A 17,821-nucleotide genomic window follows, 5' to 3' on the forward strand; every position below is an offset into this window, starting at 1 on the left:
TCCGCCGTATTCAGCCCTTGCCGCAACGTATGGCATTCGTGTCTATCGAAACGGTTGAGTTTGGTACGGGTGTGAGAAAAGCAATGGCACAATTCATTTCCGTTGAAGCAATTCGTTCGATCATCGGCAGGGCAGCGTAACCAATGCCGGTTTGCGTGGCGATTGTGGGGGGCGGTTTTTCGGGCACGCTGCTGGCGATCAACCTGTTGCGCCACGGCGCTAAAGTTGTGCTGATCGAGCGCGATGGCGAGCGTTTGGCGCGCGGCATGGCTTACGGCACGCGCGATCCGGCCCATCTGCTCAACGTCCGGGCCTCTAATATGGGGGCCTTTCCCGATGATCCGGGGCATTTCCTGCGCTGGCTCGGGTTGGGGCGGGGGTTGGAACCGGGCGCTGACACAGGTGATCAGGCCAATCGCTTCGTTCCTCGCCTGACCTATGGTGCCTATTTGCACGACCTGCTGGCGGTGGCGGGGCGTGAGGCTTCGGGCCAGTTGCACATTGTTAAGGGCGAGGCCGTCGCCATGGAGCGGCGCGGGGGCGGCCTGTCCTTGCGGCTGGACGATGGTCGCGTGGTGGAAAGCGACGCGCTGGTGTTGGCGACGGGGAATGCGGCGTCTGCGAATATACTTTTGTTTTCTGATCTTTCCTCGCAGGTTTTGCTTCGCAATCCATGGGTGGGAGATGTGGGTGATGCGCGCGAGGTGCTGTTGGTCGGCACGGGGTTGACCGCAGTGGACTGGATTTTGAGTCTCGACCGGGGAGGTTGTGCCGAGCGAATTACGGCCATCTCGCGCCGTGGGTTGGTGCCGCGCGCCCATGCTTTGGTCGGCCCCAGCGCCGCGCCCGTGTCCCAGCCCGAAGCGCGCGGATCACACTTGTTGCGACACGTCCGGCGGCGTTCTGAGGCGGTGGGTTGGCGCCATGCGGTGGACGAATTGCGGCCGCATACCCAACGTCTGTGGCGGGCCCATGATGCAGAGGCGCAGGCCCGTTTTCTGCGGCATTTGCGGCCATGGTGGGACGTCCATCGCCATCGTCTGGCCCCCGAGGTGGCGCAAAGGGTTGCACAATTGCAGGCCGAAGGGCGGCTTGAATGTCTGGCCGGATCCCTGATTTCCGCCCATCCTGATGGGGACGCTGCGCTTGTCACATGGCGCAGGCGTCATACGCAGGTGCAGGAATCGCGCCGCTTCGACCGCATCATCCTATGCACCGGGCCGCAAGCCGACATCACCCGCGATCCGCAACCCTTGTTAGGCCAATTGCTGGCCAACGGTCTTGCCCGGCCCGATGCGCATCGCCTTGGGCTGGATGTTGATCACCAGTGTCATTTGCGCAACACCCTGGGGCAGAGCCAATCCGGCCTGTTTGCCATCGGTCCGATGACAAAGGGCGAGGCATGGGAGGTTGTCGCCGTGCCCGACATCCGTCGACAGGTGTGGGATCTGGCGCGCTTTCTGACTGATTCTCATTGGGTTGGCGGCGAGGGGCTGTAGAGCTCTGTCCTGCTCCGGCGATGATTGCACGGCCGGTGAGGGAATCGGCGGGGCAATTTCGGCCAAACATCTGATCACCACAGCCTTTGACCAATCGCCGGACCATCTTGCGCTAATGTGCCAAACCAGTCTTGCATTTGGTTAGGCCATTATGTAGAACCTCCCTTGAAACAAACAGGACGATTCAGTCCGGCATCATCAGGGGATGGTATGAAGAGCTTCCACAACTCCGTGTGCGTCGCCGCGCTCGCGGCTGCAATTGGTCTGTTGGCTGGCCCGGCCCATGCGCAGAGCAATACGGCCAAGGCGTCTGACAAGCCCGACACGGGCGAAATCATCGTGACCGCGCAAAAGCGCGCTGAAAATGTCCAGAACGTGCCGCTGGCCGTTTCTGTGCTGGGCGCAAGCCAGCTTCAGGCCGCAGGCGTCCGCAATTTTCAGGACCTTGGTGCAGTTTCGCCCTCGCTGACCATCCGCCCGGCCGAGCATCCGGTGAATGCCAACGTGTCGCTGCGCGGCGTTGGCACTTTCGCCTTCGGCATTGGCGTTGAGCCCAGCGTGGCGGTATTGGTCGACGAAGTGCCGATGGCGTTTCAGGCCCGCGCCTTCACCGACCTGCCCGATGTGGAGCGCATCGAAGTCCTGCGCGGCCCGCAGTCGACCCTGTATGGCAAGGCGGCCTCGGCTGGTCTGATCAATATCATCACGCGTGGCCCGAGCGACACGCTCAAGGTCCGCGCCAATGCCACGGTGACCACCGATCAGGAATATGCGGTCAATGCCAGCGTTTCCGGCCCGATCAGTCCGACCGTGGGCTATGTGTTTTCGGGGGCCTATTCCAAGTGGGAAGGCAATGTGCGCAACCTGTTCAACGGCCAAAAGCTGAACGGCCGTGAAGCGGGCAATTTCCGCGCCAAGCTCCGCTGGGAGCCGAGCAGCGATGCCAAGCTGACCCTTTCGCTCAACTATATGAACGGCAACACCAATATCGGCCGTCCGATCATCGCGCAGGCCGCCGGAGCCCTGTATCGCGGCACCGCTGGTCAGACCATTGATCAGGTGCTGCCGGGCGTTGTGGTCGGGCCGCGCAATCAGAACACCAGCCTCAACTACACTTCGCGCACCAAGTATCAGGGCGGCGGCGGCAATATCCGCGGCGAATTTGCGCTGGGCGATCACTCGCTGGTGACGATTACTTCCTATGACAAGTTCCGTCTGGACGACTATTTCGACTCCGACGAAACTTCCTCTGCGGCGGTCGGCTTCAACAATATTCAGGTCGGTACGTTCAAGTCGACGCTGTTTACGCAGGAAGTTCGCCTGCTGTCCGATGGCAGCAAGCCCTTCCACTATACCGTGGGCGCCTATTACGCCAATGTCGACTTTGAGCGCCCCTTCTATCGCGGTCCGGCCTTCTCGCTGGCCAATTGGAATGCGACCTCGAAGTCCAGCCAGATCGCCGGTTTTGTTCAGGCCGACTGGCAGTTCATGCCCAAGGCGACCCTGACCGGCGGCGGGCGCGTGCAGAATGAAAAGATCGCTTACACGTTCAACGACATCCAGAACGGTAATGCTCGCTTCAATGGCAGCGCCGAAGATACGGCCGCGACCTATCGCATCAGCGCCCGCTATGAATTCACGCCGCGCATCAATGCTTTCGTGACCTATTCGACCGGTTACAAGGGCCAGACCTATGACCTGACCACCGGTTTCAACGCCAACCGCGCGGCGGCCGGGCCGATCAAGCCGGAAACCTCGCGCGATATTGAATTCGGTGTGCGTTCGCAGCTTTTCGACCGCAAGGTCACGCTGAACGTCACCTATTTCGACACCAGCTATAAGAACCTTCAGGCCCAGAGCATCGAAACGCTGGCCGATGGCACGACGAATTTCCGCCTGACCAATGTGGGCAAGCTTGGCACGCATGGTTTTGAAATTGACGCCGGCTATCGCCCCAGCAGCGACTTTAACTTCAACACCTCGCTGGCCATTCTGGACGCCAAGTACAATGACTATCCCGTGGCCCAGTGCTACCCCGGCCAGACCGCCGCTCAGGGTTGCGTTGCGGGCACGCCCTCCAGCCAGAACCTGACCGGCACCCGCGCGGTTCAGGCGCCGCAGTTCAAGATGTCGGCAACGGCGGAATATACGCCCCAGATCCGCGATGGCTTGCGCGGTCTGGCGCAGGTCAATGTCCAGCATCAGAGCAGCGTCTATTACGCCGCCCGCGATCCCCAGACCTTCCAGAAGGGCTATGAGATCGTGAACCTGAGCCTTGGCATCCGCGATGAAAATCGCCGCTGGGAAGTGGCCGCTTTCGTCAACAACCTGTTTGACCAGCAGTATTATCCCTCGCTGATCAACTCGAACGCCAGCTGGGGCAACGCCATGACCACGCAGGCGGTCCTGCCGCGTGACTTCCGCCGCTATGGCGGGCTGCGCGCCAGCCTGAACTTCTGATCCACCTAAGGGCCGGGCGGCCAAAACCGCCCGGCCTTTTTTTGCGCGCCCTGTGCGCGAAGAATTTTGGCCCGCCATATGGGGCCGGGCGAAATCCCATCCTTGGAGACGGTATGCGCAAGACCCACGCACTCAGGTTTTTCGCCGCGGCCCTTGTCACGGGCAGTTTTCCGCTTCTGGCCGAAGAGGCGCCCACCGCGCTGCCTCTGGCCACAATTGCCAATGAGCCGCTGCTGGTTTCGGCCGACATGCGCGAAGGCACCGAACTTTCCGGCACATGGAATTATTCGATCGACCCCTATCGCGCGGGGATCGCCGGTTTCCATGGCGAAACGCCTGACCGGGGCCAGCAGCGCTGGCTGGATATTGACGTGCGCAAGACCATGGCAAGCGACAATCGCACCATGTTCGAATTTGACATGGCCCATGCCCAGACCACTTCGCTGCCCGGATCATGGCTGGCCGCATCGCCTGAAATGCGCCATTATCAGGGTGTTGTCTGGTATCAGCGCCATTTTGCCGCGCCCGCGGGCCGCAAGGGCCGCTATTTCCTGCGTTTCGGCGCGGCCAATTATGCCACCACGGCCTATCTCAACGGCAAGCCGCTTGGTCGGCATGAGGGCGGCTTCACGCCTTTCGCCTTTGAAGTGACGCAGACGCTGCGCGATGGCGACAACCAGATCACCTTCGCCGTCGATTCACAGGCCACCGCCACCACCGTTCCCCCCACCGTCACCGATTGGGAAAACTATGGCGGGGCCACGCGGGGCATCCGTCTGGTGCATACGCCCGCAACCTATGTCGATAATGCCAGCGTCCGCCTGACCACGGATGGCAAGCTGGAGGCGCAGGCGCATCTGGATGGCGCATCGGCGGCGGGGCAGAGCCTGCATTTGACGATCGCCGGACTGAAGCTGGACGTGCCGGGCAAAACCGACGCGCAGGGCAATTGGAAGGCTTCGATTCCCGCGCCGCGCTCGCTGGTGCGCTGGTCGCCGGAAAATCCCAAGCTTTATGATGTGACGCTGAGCGCGGGCGAGGACGTCTGGCATGACCAGATCGGTTTCCGCACCATTGAACGCAAGGGCGCCGATATCCTGCTGAACGGCAAGCCGATTTTCCTGCGCGGCATTTCGATGCATGAGGAAGAGATCAGCGCCAATCCGGGCCGCGTCATCACGCCCGAGGCCGCCACCGCGCTGCTGGGCGAGATCAAGAACGGGCTGCACGGCAATTACGTCCGCCTCTCGCATTACCCTCATTCCGAGGTGATGACCCGCGCCGCCGACAAGCTTGGCCTGCTGGTGTGGAGCGAGGTGCCGGTTTACTGGATGGTGGCGTGGAATAACCCCGGCACGCTGGCGGCCGCGCGCAACATGCTGGCCGAAAACATCCTGCGCGACTCCAATCGGGCCTCGGTGGTGATCTGGAGCGTGGCCAATGAAACCCCGGTCAATGATGATCGCAACGCTTTCCTGCGCACGCTGATCGGTGACGTTCGCCGCCTCGACCCCAGCCGTCTGGTCAGCGCCGCCCTGCTGGTCAAGCGCGAGGAAGGGACCGGCGCGCCGACCATGACCATGGCCGATCCGCTGGCCAATGATCTCGATATCGTCTCGATCAACACCTATAATGGCTGGTACACCGGTGATCGCCTGTCGGACCTGCCGGGCAGCGTGTGGCATGTGCCCGCCGACCGTCCGCTGGTGTTTTCGGAATTTGGCGCAGACGCGAAATCGGGTTTCCACAGCCCGGACAAGATGCAGAAATTCTCCGAGGAATTTCAAGCCGAATATTATCGCAAGACGCTGGAAATGGCCGAGCGGGTGCCGACCCTGCGCGGATTGTCGCCTTGGATCCTCAAGGATTTCCGCTCGCCCCGCCGTCAGAATCCCGATTTCCAGATGGGCTGGAACCGCAAGGGGCTGATTTCGGAGACCGGGCAGCATAAGCTGGCCTTTGACGTGCTGGCCAATTACTACACGCTGAAATCCAAGGAGACGCCCAAGTGAAGCGCCTTGCCCTGATCGCGGCCCTGTGGGCCACTTCGACAAGCGCCGCGCCGGGGGCATGGGTCGATGGCGTTCTGCCCGTCGCCAATCCCCCGGTCAGCAAGGCGGTGGATCTGCCCATCACCCTCCCGCGCGAAAACCCCGCGCGTGAGGGCTGGGCGCAGCAGACGCCCGATCAGCGGCTGGTCTATAATGTCAGCAAGCCGCAGCTCCTGCTCTGGCCCGGCACGCTGGCCGCCAATGCGGTCGCCCCGGCGGTCATTCTGGTGCCGGGCGGGGGCTATCAGTTCCTCGCCATGGACAATGAAGGTTTTGATGTCGCCAAGCGCCTCGACAAGCAGGGCGTGCGGGTGTTCATCCTGAAATATCGCACTTTGCCAATAGGTAATGGGTCTGTGGGCGACGGTTTCCCCGCCTTCAAACAGGCCTTGGCCGGGCTGTTCCAAAAGGGTGAGAAGCCCAAGGAGGACAACCGCCCCTATGCCGTGGCCGATACCCAGGCGGCGATCCGCATGGTGCGCGCCAATGCCTCGGCCTGGCATGTCGATCCGGCGCGGGTCGGCATTCTGGGCTTTTCGGCGGGCGCGGTCACGGTTCTGGCCACGACGCAGGCCAATGCGGCGGATGCGCGGCCCGATTTCGTCGGCATGGTCTATGGCCCCACGCAAGGGACAGAGGTGCCCGTCCATGCCCCGCCGCTCTTCTCGGTGATTGCGGCCGATGATCGCTTTTTCAAGGCGCAGGATCTGAGCATGCTTCACGCATGGCGCACGTCCGGCGCATCGGTGGAGTTCCATCTCTACAGCGCGGGCGGGCATGGTTTCGCCTCGCAGCCCAATGGCACGACCAGCGATGCATGGTTCGACCAATATGCGCTGTGGCTCAAAGACAATCACATAACCGGGCAAATCACCGGCAAATAAGCGGAAAGTACCCCCCGATGATCGCACACCTTCTCGTCCGCACCGCCGCCTTTGCCCTTGGCGCCGCGCTTGCTTCCCATGCCGCCGCGCAGGAGGCCCGCACGGTTCTCCCGCTCGCCTCCGACTGGCGCTTTACTGGCGAGGACGCTCCCTCAGATGCCGCCAAACCCGATTTTGCCGATGACGCATGGCAGGCCGTTTCCGTGCCCCATACGTGGAACCGGGTGGGCTATTACCACCACGATCTGGGCGGCACGAACACGGCGGCCACGGTTGCCAAGAAAATGGGCGTGGGCTGGTATCGCCACCGCTTTGATGCGCCCGCCAATCTTGCCGGGCGCAAGACGTGGATCGAATTTGACGCGGCAAGCCGGGTGGCGCAGGTCTGGCTCAACGGCGTGCTGCTGGGCGAGCATCGCGGCGGGTTCGGGCGGTTCCGGTTGGATGCCAGCGCGGCGTTGAAGCCGGGGCAGAGCAATGTTCTGGCCGTGCGGGTGGATAATTCACAGCCTGCGGCCGGGTCGTCGACTTCGGATGTCCTGCCGCTGTTTGGCGACTTTTTCGTCCATGGCGGGCTTTATCGCCCGGTGCGGCTTATCTCTACCGCGCCTTTGCATGTGGACATGCAGGATTTTGGCGGGCCGGGCCTCTATGCCAACACGGCGGCGGTTCAGGGCGGCGATGCGCAGGTTCATGTCCGCCTGCGTCTGACCAACGATGGAGCGAAGGCGGCTGCGGCCTCGGCGCGGATCGCCCTGATCGACCGCGATGGCAAGGTGGCGGCGCAGGCCACGGTCAAGCAGGCCCTTGGCGTCAAGGCGACGCAGGAAGTGGCCGCCGATCTGACCGTTCCCGGCGCCCATCTGTGGCAGGGCGTGGTCGATCCCTATCTCTATCGCCTGCGCGCCGAGGTGCTGGGCGCCGATGGCAAGGTCAGCGATACGGTCGAGCAGAATTTCGGCATCCGCACCATGCGCTTCGATGCCGACAAGGGCTTCTTCCTCAATGACAAACCCTATGTCCTGCATGGCGTGGGCTATCATCAGGACCGCGACGGCAAGGGTTGGGCAATCAGCCCCGCCGATGTCGAGGAAGACGTGGCCACCATGCGCGAAATGGGCGTCAATTCGATCCGCCTGACCCATTATCAGCATGGGCAGGTGATCCACGATCTGGCCGACCGCTATGGCTTCGTGCTGTGGGACGAAGTGCCGCTGGTTTCGGCCTGGACCATGATGGGCAAGATGGAGCCGGACCCCGCGCTGGTGGCTAATGTGCGCCAGCAATTGAGCGAATTGATCCACCAGAATTACAACCACGCCGCGACTGCCATCTGGAGCATCGCCAACGAGGTCGATTTCGGCAACTCGCTGCCCGCTTTTGTCCGGGGCGGCACCGATGGCAAGACGCCCGATCCCATGCCGCTGCTGCATGAGCTGCAGGCGCTGGCCAAGGCGCAGGACCCCTCGCGCCCGACCGCTCTGGCCACTTGCTGCGAAGGCCGGCTGTTCGGCGCGGATGTGGCCATTCCCGAAACGGCGGTGGCCGCCGATCTGGGCGGGGCGAACCGCTATTTCGGCTGGTATTTCGGCAAGGAGCAGGATCTTGGCCCGGCGCTTGACCAATTGCATGCCAAGCGCCCGGCACAGCCGCTGTCCGTAACGGAATATGGCGCGGGCGGCGCGCTGACGATCCATACCGACAATGTGCTGGGCGGGGCGCCGGATTCGCGCGGCGCGGCCCAGCCGGAAGAATATGAATCCTATATCCACGAAACCGCGTTGGCCCAGATTGCCGCGCGGCCCTATCTCTATGCCTCGTGGCTGTGGAATTCCTTCGATTTTGCCACCACCGTGCGCACCGAGGGCGATGCGCAGGACATCAACACCAAGGGTCTGGTCGCCTATGACCACAAGACCCGCAAGGACGCCTGGTATTTCTACAAGGCGAACTGGAGCGACGCGCCCACGATCCGCATCACCGGGCGGCGCTATGCAACCCGGGCCTATGGCATCACCGACGTCAAGGTTTACAGCAATGCGCAGAGCACTGAACTGCTGCTCAACGGCCGTTCGCTTGGCAAGCGCGAGGGTTGCGCGCAGATGGTCTGCGTATGGCCTGCCGTGACGTTGGATGCGGGCGAGAACCGGCTGGTGGCGCGCGGCATCCGTCATGGCGCGGCAGTTGAGGATCAGATCACATGGACGCTCTCGCCGGAAAAGCGCGGGCATATTGCCATCGACACTGGCGCGTTGGTTGCGGCGAAAAGCAAGACGCGCCTGCTTGGTTCGGACAATTGGTTTGAGGGCGGCGAGGTGGCCAGTCTGGACAAGCCCGCCGATTATGGTCGCAAGGCCGAGCTCGCCCGCATTGAGGGCACCCAGGAACGCGATGCCATCGCCACCTATCGCAAGGGCGATTTTGCCTATCACATTCCCGCGCCCGCCGGGCGTTACAAGCTGACCCTTTGGTTCCCGGCCGTGGCGGGGCAGGCCAAGGGCGGCTTCGATGTCCGCGCCAATGGCAAATCCATCCTGCGCGCTTTCGAACCGGCCGCTCCGGCGGCAGATGCTGCGGCGGTGGCGCGCAGTTTCGATGTCACCTCCAAGGGCCAGATCGATCTGGAGTTCAAAGCGGGCGCCGCCCCGGCGCGGATTTCGCTGATCGAACTTGACGCGCAGTAAAGGTACTCTTCCTAAATGGCTGGTAAAATCAAATCCCTGCGTTGGTGGATCATCGGTCTGGTGACGCTTGGGACTGTGCTCAATTATCTGGCGCGCTCGACGCTCTCGGTCGCCGCGCCCACGCTGAAGGCGGAGCTTAGCATCACGACCCAGCAATATAGCTGGATCGTGATCGCCTTTCAGGCCAGCTATACGGTGATGCAGACGGTGGCGGGCGCGGTGCTTGATGCGCTGGGCACGCGGCTGGGTTTCATGATCTTTGCGGTGGGCTGGGCGGTGGCGAATGCTCTGCACGCGCTGGCGGGCGGCTGGGTTGGCCTTGCCTTTTTCCGCAGCCTGCTGGGCGCGAATGAGGCTGCCGCCATTCCCGCCGGGGCCAAGGTCGTGTCCGAATGGTTCCCCGCGCGTGAACGCTCGCTGGCCACCAGCGCGTTTCAGATGGGCACCAGCGTCGGCAATATGATCGCCCCTCCCTTGGTGGCCTTTTGCATCCTGTGGTGGGGGTGGCGCTCGGCCTTTGTGGTGTCGGGCGCGCTCAGCATGGTGTGGGCGGTGATGTGGTGGGTCTGCTATCGGCGGCCCGAGGAGCACGCGCGGCTTTCAAACGAAGAACTGACGATGATCCGTGAGGGACAAGGCGCCGCCGCGCCTGACGGCCCGGTGCCAAGCCGCTGGTCGCTGCTGAAGGAGCGCTCGTTCTGGGCGATTGCTCTGCCGCGCTTCTTTGCCGAACCGGCGTGGCAGACCTTCAACTTTTTCATCCCGCTCTATCTGGTCAGCGCGTGGCATCTGGATCTGAAGGCCGTGGCTCTTTGGGCATGGCTGCCGTTTCTGGCGGCGGATTTCGGGTCGCTGGCGGCGGGGGTTTTGCCGGGCTGGCTGATCCGGCGCGGGGCGGGGGTGATTGCCTCGCGCAAGATCACCATGACCTGCGGGGCGCTGTTGATGGCTGGCCCGGCCTGTATCGGCCTTGCCTCCAGCCCGATGATGGCGATCGGCTTTTTCTGCATCGGCGGCTTTGCGCATCAGATGCTCAATGGCGCGCTGATTACGCTGTGTTCGGACATGTTCCCCAGCAACCGGGTGGGTACGGTCAGTGGTCTGACCGGATCGGCGGCGTGGATCGGGGGTATCCTGTTCACCTTCCTGATCGGGCAAAGCGCTGATTCCTTTGGCTATAACCCACTGTTTGTCAGCCTGTGCGGGCTGGATCTGGTGGGCTGTGCGATTTTGTGGATGCTGGTTCGCAAGATCAAGGAATGATGGACGGCAGATCCCTGTCAATTGGAATGACCAATTGACAGGATTGGAATGATGGCATAGGCAGGAATCCTCAGGGACGTACCCCAATTGGGGGCGCCTGCCGGTTGCACACGATCAGGAAAAGTCGATGGCTCAAGCTCTCCCCCCGGTTGCCGATTATGACCTGCTGGTGATTGGCGGAGGCATCAATGGCACGGGGATTGCGCGCGATGCGGCGGGGCGGGGGCTGAAAGTCCTGCTGGTCGAACGCGACGATCTGGCGGCGCACACGTCCTCGGCCAGCACCAAGCTGATCCACGGGGGCTTGCGCTATCTGGAATATTACGAGTTCCGGCTGGTGCGCGAGGCTTTGCAGGAGCGCGAGCGGCTGATTCATATCGCCCCGCATATCAGTTGGCCGCTGCGCTTTGTCCTGCCCCAGCCCAAGGGCGGGCGGCCCGGATGGATGATCCGCATCGGCCTGTGGCTCTATGACCATATTGGCGGCAAGCAGACGCTGCCCTCTTCGCATGGCGTCGATCTGCGTGATCCGCGCTGGGGGGCGGGGCTGAAGCCGGGGCTGGCCAAGGGTTTCGTCTATTCCGATGCGTGGGTGGATGATGCGCGGCTGGTGGTGCTCAACGCCATCGACGCGGCCGAGCGCGGGGCCGAAATCCGTATCGGCGTGACCGCCACCGGCGCGAAGGTGGAGGGCGATCACTGGCTGGTCGATCTGAGCAGCGATGCCGGAGCGCAGCAGGTGCGCGCGCGCGCCGTGGTGAACGCGGCAGGCCCGTGGGTGGGCGCAATGCTGGGTGCTATTCCCGAGGCGCAGGCCCATGGCGGCATCCGTCTGGTCAAGGGCAGCCATATCATCGTGCCGCAGGTCTATCCGGGCGACCATGCCTTTATCCTGCAAAAACAGGATGGGCGGATCGTTTTCACCATCCCCTATCAGAACGGTTTCACGCTGGTGGGCACGACCGACCTGCTGGTGGGCGAGGCCGAGCGCGATGCGCCCAAGATCACGGCGGAGGAGGTCGATTACCTCTGCGTCACGGTGAATGATTATTTCGAGGGCCAGATTGGCCCCGATGATGTCGTCTCGACCTATTCGGGCGTGCGCCCGCTCTATGACGATGGCGGGGCGGATGCCAAGGCGATCACCCGCGATTATGTGCTGAAATTGGGGCGTGAGAGCGGGCCGCAGGTGCTGTCGATCTTTGGCGGCAAGCTGACCACCTATCGCCGTCTGGCCGAACATGCGCTGGAAATGCTCGAACCCTTTCTGCCGCCGATGCGCGGCGGGTGGACCGGCACGGCGCCTTTGCCGGGTGGGGATTTTGCGGGCGGATTTGCTGCTTTCCTTGCCGATGTGCGTCGCCGCTGGCCTTTCCTGTCGGCCGAATTGTCGGCGCGTTTGGCCCATGCCTATGGCTCTCGGATTGATCGGATCTTGGGCGATGCGCAATTGCTCGATGATCTGGGTGAGGATTTCGGCAATGGGCTTTACGAGGCCGAATTGCGCTATCTGGCGCGGCACGAATGGGCGCGCCGGAGCGTGGATGTTTTGTGGAGGCGCAGCAAGCTGGGCTTGACCGCCCCCCCCGAAATGGCGCAGCGCATCGACCAGTGGCTTAAAAAGAACAGCTAGGCGAGGATGACAATGAGCGGCCATATTCTCAGCATTGACCAGGGCACGACCTCGACCCGCAGCCTGATTTTTTCCCCTTCGCATCAGGTGATCGCCAGCGCGCAGCAGGAATTTGCCCAGCATTATCCGGACGATGGCTGGGTCGAACATGATGCCGAGGATATCTGGCGCGATACGCTGGTCACCGCGCGGGGCTCTATGGCCAAGGCGGGGATGGGGGCCGATGACATCGCCGCCATCGGCATCACCAACCAGCGCGAAACGGTGGTCCTGTGGGACCGCGCAACCGGCGCGCCGCTTCACCGCGCGATTGTCTGGCAGGACCGGCGCACGGCGGCGATCTGTGCGCAATTGCATGAGGCGGGCCATGAAGCGCTGGTGCAGGAGCGCACCGGCCTGCTGCTCGACCCCTATTTTTCCGCGACCAAGCTGGCATGGCTGCTCGATACGATTCCGGGTGCGCGAGAACGGGCGGAAAAGGGCGAACTGGCCTTTGGCACGATCGATACGTTTCTGCTCTGGCGCCTGACCGAGGGGCGCGAGCATAAGACCGACGTGACCAATGCCTCGCGCACGCTGCTGTTTGATATCAGCAAGCAGCGCTGGTGCCCTGACTTGCTGGCGCTGTTCCGTATTCCCGCCGCCGTTCTGCCGCAGGTTTGCCAGAGCGCGGATGATTTCGGCGTCACCCATCTGCTGGGCGGGGCCATTCCCATTCGCGGCATTGCGGGCGATCAACAGGCCGCGCTGGTGGGCCAGTCCTGTCTTGCGACGGGTCAGGCCAAGATCACCTATGGCACCGGCGGCTTCATGCTGATGAACACCGGCGAGACACTGACTCGCTCGCGCAGCCGTTTGCTGACCACGATTGCCTATCGCATCGACGGCGTGACGCATTACGCGATGGAAGGCTCGCTGTTCGTGGCGGGCGCGGCGATCAAATGGCTGCGCGATGGGCTGGGCATCATTGTCGAGGCGCGCCAGACGCAGGAAATGGCCGCCCGCCTGCCCGATAATGGCGGGGTCTATATGGTGCCCGCCTTTGTCGGCCTTGGCGCGCCGCATTGGTGCACCGAGGCGCGCGGGATGCTGACGGGGCTGACCTTTGACAGCGGGGCGGCGCATATTGCCCGCGCGGCGCTGGAATCGGTGGCGTTTCAGACCGCCGATCTGGTCGCCGCGATGCAGGCCGATGGCGCAGGCGAGCTGGCGGCTTTGCGCGTCGATGGCGGCATGGCGGCCAATGACTGGTTTTGCCAGTTCCTTGCCGACATTCTCGACATTGTGGTCGAACGCCCCGCCAATCTGGAAACCACGGCGCTGGGCGCGGCCATGCTGGCGGGCCATGCCAGCGGTGCCTGGCCCGATGCTTTGTCGGGCGAAAGCCGGGGCGAAGTGGTGCGTTTCCATTCGCAGATGGAGGCGCCCGCGCGCCAGAAATTGCAGGCCGGGTGGCAAGCCGCCATCCGTCGCGCCACCGCACGCTGAACCTCTCACCAGCGTTGCGGTCTATGGGCCGGGCTGCGCTTCCCTCAGCGCGGCCCGGCCTTTTCTTTAGATCACCGCGTCCAGAACCTTGCGCGCAACGCCCAGCACATTTTCGATGCGCGCGGCCAACACCGCTCCATTAAGCGTGATCGCGCGTGTCTCTGCGGCAGGCAGAACGATGCGGAGCGCCGAGGCCGGGGCGGGGCCATGGCCGGTCCATGCCGCCACGATGCTGATCGCATCCGACGCGCTTTTCACCCAGACATTCCACAAAGGCGGATGATCGGCATCGGGCCATGCATTGCCGCTCTCGTCAAAGCCGCTCCAGGTGAACTGTCCGAGGCCCGGCGCGGGATAGAGCAGGACGGCGGGCTGGGGCGCAGCCTGTACGAAACCGGCCGGGGCCAGATCGAGGAACAGGCCCGATCCCTCACGCGCCAGCATTGGCGGCAGGCCGGAAAGTGGCGCGTCCAGCACCGCATCCTGCCCGCCCGCATAGGCGCGATCATCGCGGATATCATACCAATTCGCGCCCAAAGGCAGATAGGCGGTAACGCTCTCCACCCCCTTGTCCATCGCCGGGGCCACAAGCAGATCGGGGCCGAGCAGATGGGTGTCGCCATCCTCCCAAGCGCGGCGGTCATGCGGGAAATCCAGCCAGACCGGGCGGCTGACCGGCTCATAATGCGCATGGTGGCGCCAGAGCAGATCATGCAGCATCGGCTGCAACGCGCGGCGCAATTGCATCATGCCGACGATGGCCGGGGTGGCCTCTGGATACATCCATGGTTCGTTGACCGTGCGATCCGAATTCCAGCTGTGGATCGAGAAGCGCGGCATGACGATCCCCGCCTGAACCCAGCGCAGCAGCAATTCCGGTTCGGGCGCGGGGCCGGCGAAACCGCCGATGTCATGACCGAAATTCGACACGCCCGACAGCGCGATGCCCAGCGCCATCTTCTGATTATAGCGGATCGTGTGCCAGGCGGTGTAATTGTCGCCCGACCAGCTTTGCGCATAGCGCTGCATGCCCGCCATGCCGCTGCGCGTCACCACATAGGGGCGCTCGTCGGGGCGATAGGCGATTTGCGCGGCGCGGCTTGCGCGCATCATCAACAGGGTCTGCACCGGGCGTTCGGCGGCGGCCGGGCGGGGCGCGCCAAAGCCGGAAATCAGCGCGCGCTTGTCCCAGATCTCATATTCATTGTTGTCATTCCACGTCGAATGGATGCCATATTCCAGCAATTGTTGCGTCACCTGCTCGCGCCACCATGCCGCCGCCTCCGGGTTGGTGAAGTCGATATAGGCGCCCACCTCGTCCCAGAACTGGCAGGTGATGGGATCGCCATCCGCGTCCGACACGAACCAGCCCTTGGCCGCCAGTTCATCATAGCGCGGATGCGTGACCAGCAGGGCGGGCTTGATATTGGGGACCAATTCCACGCCAGCATCGGCATAGGACTGCACGAAACCGCCCACATCGGGGAATTTCTCGCGGTTCCAGTGAAAGACGTAACGCTTGTCGCCAATCGAGGTGTAGCCCGAGGAGAGGTGGAAGCTCTCGCAGGGGATGTCGTGGCGCTTGATGCCCTCGATGAATTCGCCCATCCGTTCCTGCGCATTGGGAGCGTCAGTATAGGTCATGGTCGAGCCGGAATAGCCCACCGCCCAGCGGGGTTGAAACGCGGGGCGTCCGGTCAGCCAGGTGTAGCGGCGGGTGACTTCGCGCGCGTCGGGTCCGGCGATCATGTAATAATCGAGATCGCCGCTGTCGGCCCGCATGTATCGGTAATGCGGGTGATAATTGTCATGCTCATGGCCGAAATCGAAACTGGGATCGGCGGTGGTGTCGTAGAAAATGCCGTGGGCGGCGCCCTCTGCGTTGACCACGAGGACATAGGGGATCGACTTATACAGCGGATCATTCGCGCTGGCGTCATAGCCCATCGGGTCCAGATTGGTCAGGCGGAAGCGGCGGCCTGCGCGGTCCATCGCGCCTGCGCGCTCGCCAAGCGCGTAATAGCGTTCGCCGGTCTGGCGGGTGATGTAGTGATAGGTGGCGTCGTCCCACCAGCCGAAATTATAGGCCTGCGTCGGGCGGTCCTGCGCGATCAATTCCCAGCCTTGCGGGCCAGATTGATGCCAAGTGCAGAAGAACCCTTCGCGCGCGATGGAGACGCGCAGGCGGGTGGTGGCGATGGTGATGTGGGACTCGGTTTCTTCGATGCCGAAATCGGGGGCGGCAAAGCCTTCGACGCTCATCCGGTCGCGGCCCGGTTCGGCAATATCGCTCTGGCCCGGCGCAATGGCCCAGCTCGGCGGCGAGGTGAGCGTTCCCTGCGTCAGCAGCAGGACGCGGATAATATCCTCTTCGGCCACGAAAATATGCGCAATCGCCCCGGTATCGGCATGCAGGGTGACGCGCGGCCCCTCCCGCTCGGCCAGCGAAAAGCGGGGCGGATGGGCAAGGCTGGATTTACGCATGGGGGTCAGGCCTTTTGCAGAATGAGGTGGCGGCGCATGGCAAAGAGCCACACCGCGCCGATCAGATCGAAAGCGCCAAGGCAGGCGAACAGCGGGGCATAGCCGATCTTGTCGGCCAATTGCCCGATGGCGAGCGAGAAGAGCAGCCCGCCTGTCCATCCGGCCATGCCGACCAGCCCGTTGGCCTTGGCAATATCGCCCTTGGGAAAGACATCGGCGGAGAGCGTGTTGATGAGCACCGAGATGATCTGATGCGCAAAGCCGCCCAGCGAAAGCAGCGCGATGGCCGCATAGGGGCTGAGCACGAGGCCCACGCAGCCCGGCGCGATCATCAGAATGGCGGCCAGCGAGATCCCGGCGATACGCGACCCTTCAAGGCTGAGGCCCCGCGTGCGCTGCAGGAAGGGCGCGAGATAGCCGCCCAGAATCCCCCCCGCATCGGCGGCCAAAAACGGCACCCATGCGAAAAGCGCGATCTGCGTGATGTCCATGCCGCGCTCTTTGGCCAGATAGAGCGGGATCCAGAAGGAGAAGGTCTGCCACGCCGGTTCGGCCAGAAAGCGCGGGACGGCGATGGCCCAGAAGCGCTTGGTTTTGGCGATGGCGCGCAAGGTCGTTGCGCTAGCCTCGACCGGGCGCTGACCCTCGCGGATTTCGGCCAGTTCTTGGGGTGTGACATAGGAGGCATCGCCGGGCGAGCGATAGAATTTGTACCATGCGGCTGCGAATAATACGCCCAGCGCCCCGGTGACGACAAAGGCCGCCTGCCAGCCATATACCTTGGCAACCACGGCGGCCAGCACCGGCGCGATCACCGCGCCCAGCGAAGTGCCCGCGTTGAACCAGCCCACCGCCACCGAACGTTCGCGATCAGGGAACCATTCACCGATGGTCTTCATGCCCGCCGGGATCGCGGCGGCCTCGGCCATGCCCAATAGGCCGCGAAACGCCGCCAGCGAGAGCCAGCCCCGCGCCGCGCCATGGGCCATATTGGCCAGGCTCCACGCCAGCGCGAACAGGGCGAATCCTGCGGTCAGACCAATCTTGTCGATCAGCATCCCGCCAATCGGCTGCATCAGCGTATAGGCAAGCTGAAACGCGCCGACGATATAGGAATATTGCTCGGTCGTGATGGCCAGATCGGCCTTGAGCTGAGGCGCCAGAACGCCCAGCGAATTGCGCGCGATATAGTTGATGATGGTTCCTACCATCACCAGCAACAGAATGCGCAACCTTGCTGAGCGCCATGTCATGTTTTTATCCTCTCCGTCGAATCTTATGCCTTACCAATTCCACATGGTACCATCTTCGAGCCTTGCGACGGGGAGGTAAGCCGGCTTGTAAGGATACTTGGCGGCCAGCGTTTCGTCGATGT

General features: G+C 63.1%; 10 protein-coding genes. 8 read left to right on the forward strand and 2 right to left on the reverse strand.

The genetic code is table 11. The features are described 5' to 3' along the window. The first annotated feature begins 155 nt into the window (after window positions 1-155). From GGR38_RS22930 to glpK, 8 genes are all read left to right on the forward strand, one after another. Window positions 156-1,499 (forward strand): FAD/NAD(P)-binding protein, encoded by a 1,344-nt coding sequence (locus GGR38_RS22930; RefSeq protein ID WP_343059211.1) that lies wholly within the window; start codon window positions 156-158, stop codon window positions 1,497-1,499. A 210-nt stretch (window positions 1,500-1,709) separates the two neighbouring features. Then, window positions 1,710-3,959: a TonB-dependent receptor gene (locus tag GGR38_RS22935; RefSeq protein WP_183629202.1), complete on the forward strand. Its 2,250-nt coding sequence runs from the start codon at window positions 1,710-1,712 to the stop codon at window positions 3,957-3,959. Window positions 3,960-4,072: 113 nt separating this feature from the next. Beyond that, a complete protein-coding gene (locus tag GGR38_RS22940) occupies window positions 4,073-5,971 on the forward strand; it encodes a glycoside hydrolase family 2 protein (RefSeq protein WP_183629204.1) in 1,899 nt (632 codons plus the stop codon). After that, on the forward strand, window positions 5,968-6,894 hold the full coding sequence (locus GGR38_RS22945; RefSeq protein WP_221227226.1) for an alpha/beta hydrolase fold domain-containing protein: 927 nt from the start codon (window positions 5,968-5,970) through the stop codon (window positions 6,892-6,894). The genes GGR38_RS22940 and GGR38_RS22945 overlap by 4 nt, the downstream gene beginning before the upstream one ends. Before the next feature lie 17 nt (window positions 6,895-6,911). Beyond that, on the forward strand, window positions 6,912-9,578 hold the full coding sequence (locus GGR38_RS22950) for a glycoside hydrolase family 2 protein (RefSeq protein WP_183629206.1): 2,667 nt from the start codon (window positions 6,912-6,914) through the stop codon (window positions 9,576-9,578). A 15-nt stretch (window positions 9,579-9,593) separates the two neighbouring features. Beyond that, window positions 9,594-10,841 (forward strand): MFS transporter, encoded by a 1,248-nt coding sequence (locus GGR38_RS22955; protein WP_183629208.1) that lies wholly within the window; start codon window positions 9,594-9,596, stop codon window positions 10,839-10,841. Window positions 10,842-10,968: 127 nt separating this feature from the next. Then, a complete protein-coding gene (glpD, locus tag GGR38_RS22960; protein ID WP_183629210.1) occupies window positions 10,969-12,474 on the forward strand; it encodes a glycerol-3-phosphate dehydrogenase in 1,506 nt (501 codons plus the stop codon). 12 nt (window positions 12,475-12,486) lie between these two features. Further along, the gene (gene glpK / locus GGR38_RS22965) at window positions 12,487-13,962 is read left to right on the forward strand and encodes a glycerol kinase GlpK (RefSeq protein WP_221227227.1); all 1,476 of its coding nucleotides are present in this window, start codon (window positions 12,487-12,489) and stop codon (window positions 13,960-13,962) included. Window positions 13,963-14,028: 66 nt separating this feature from the next. On the opposite strand, the gene GGR38_RS22970 is transcribed toward glpK, so the two are convergent. Together GGR38_RS22970 and GGR38_RS22975 are read right to left on the reverse strand one after the other, a co-directional pair. Continuing rightward, a complete protein-coding gene (locus tag GGR38_RS22970; RefSeq protein ID WP_183629214.1) occupies window positions 14,029-16,446 on the reverse strand; it encodes a TIM-barrel domain-containing protein in 2,418 nt (805 codons plus the stop codon). A gap of 5 nt (window positions 16,447-16,451) precedes the next feature. Continuing rightward, window positions 16,452-17,699 carry an MFS transporter gene (locus GGR38_RS22975; protein ID WP_183629216.1) on the reverse strand — a complete coding sequence of 416 codons (1,248 nt, stop codon included), beginning with the start codon at window positions 17,697-17,699 and terminating at the stop codon, window positions 16,452-16,454. Window positions 17,700-17,821 lie beyond the last annotated feature (122 nt).

Origin of the sequence: Novosphingobium sediminicola, from assembly GCF_014196525.1 — a bacterium.
Taxonomy (GTDB): Bacteria; Pseudomonadota; Alphaproteobacteria; order Sphingomonadales; family Sphingomonadaceae; genus Novosphingobium; species Novosphingobium sediminicola.

Bases quoted from the DNA above. Each gene is read 5' to 3' on its own strand.
- GGR38_RS22955 (WP_183629208.1), top strand. From the start codon at position 9,594: ATGGCTGGTAAAATCAAATCCCTGCGTTGGTGGATCATCGGTCTGGTG.
- GGR38_RS22935 (WP_183629202.1), top strand. From the start codon at position 1,710: ATGAAGAGCTTCCACAACTCCGTGTGCGTCGCCGCGCTCGCGGCTGCA.
- GGR38_RS22970 (WP_183629214.1), bottom strand. From the start codon at position 16,446: ATGCGTAAATCCAGCCTTGCCCATCCGCCCCGCTTTTCGCTGGCCGAG.
- GGR38_RS22950 (WP_183629206.1), top strand. From the start codon at position 6,912: ATGATCGCACACCTTCTCGTCCGCACCGCCGCCTTTGCCCTTGGCGCC.
- GGR38_RS22940 (WP_183629204.1), top strand. From the start codon at position 4,073: ATGCGCAAGACCCACGCACTCAGGTTTTTCGCCGCGGCCCTTGTCACG.
- GGR38_RS22975 (WP_183629216.1), bottom strand. From the start codon at position 17,699: ATGACATGGCGCTCAGCAAGGTTGCGCATTCTGTTGCTGGTGATGGTA.
- glpD (WP_183629210.1), top strand. From the start codon at position 10,969: ATGGCTCAAGCTCTCCCCCCGGTTGCCGATTATGACCTGCTGGTGATT.
- glpK (WP_221227227.1), top strand. From the start codon at position 12,487: ATGAGCGGCCATATTCTCAGCATTGACCAGGGCACGACCTCGACCCGC.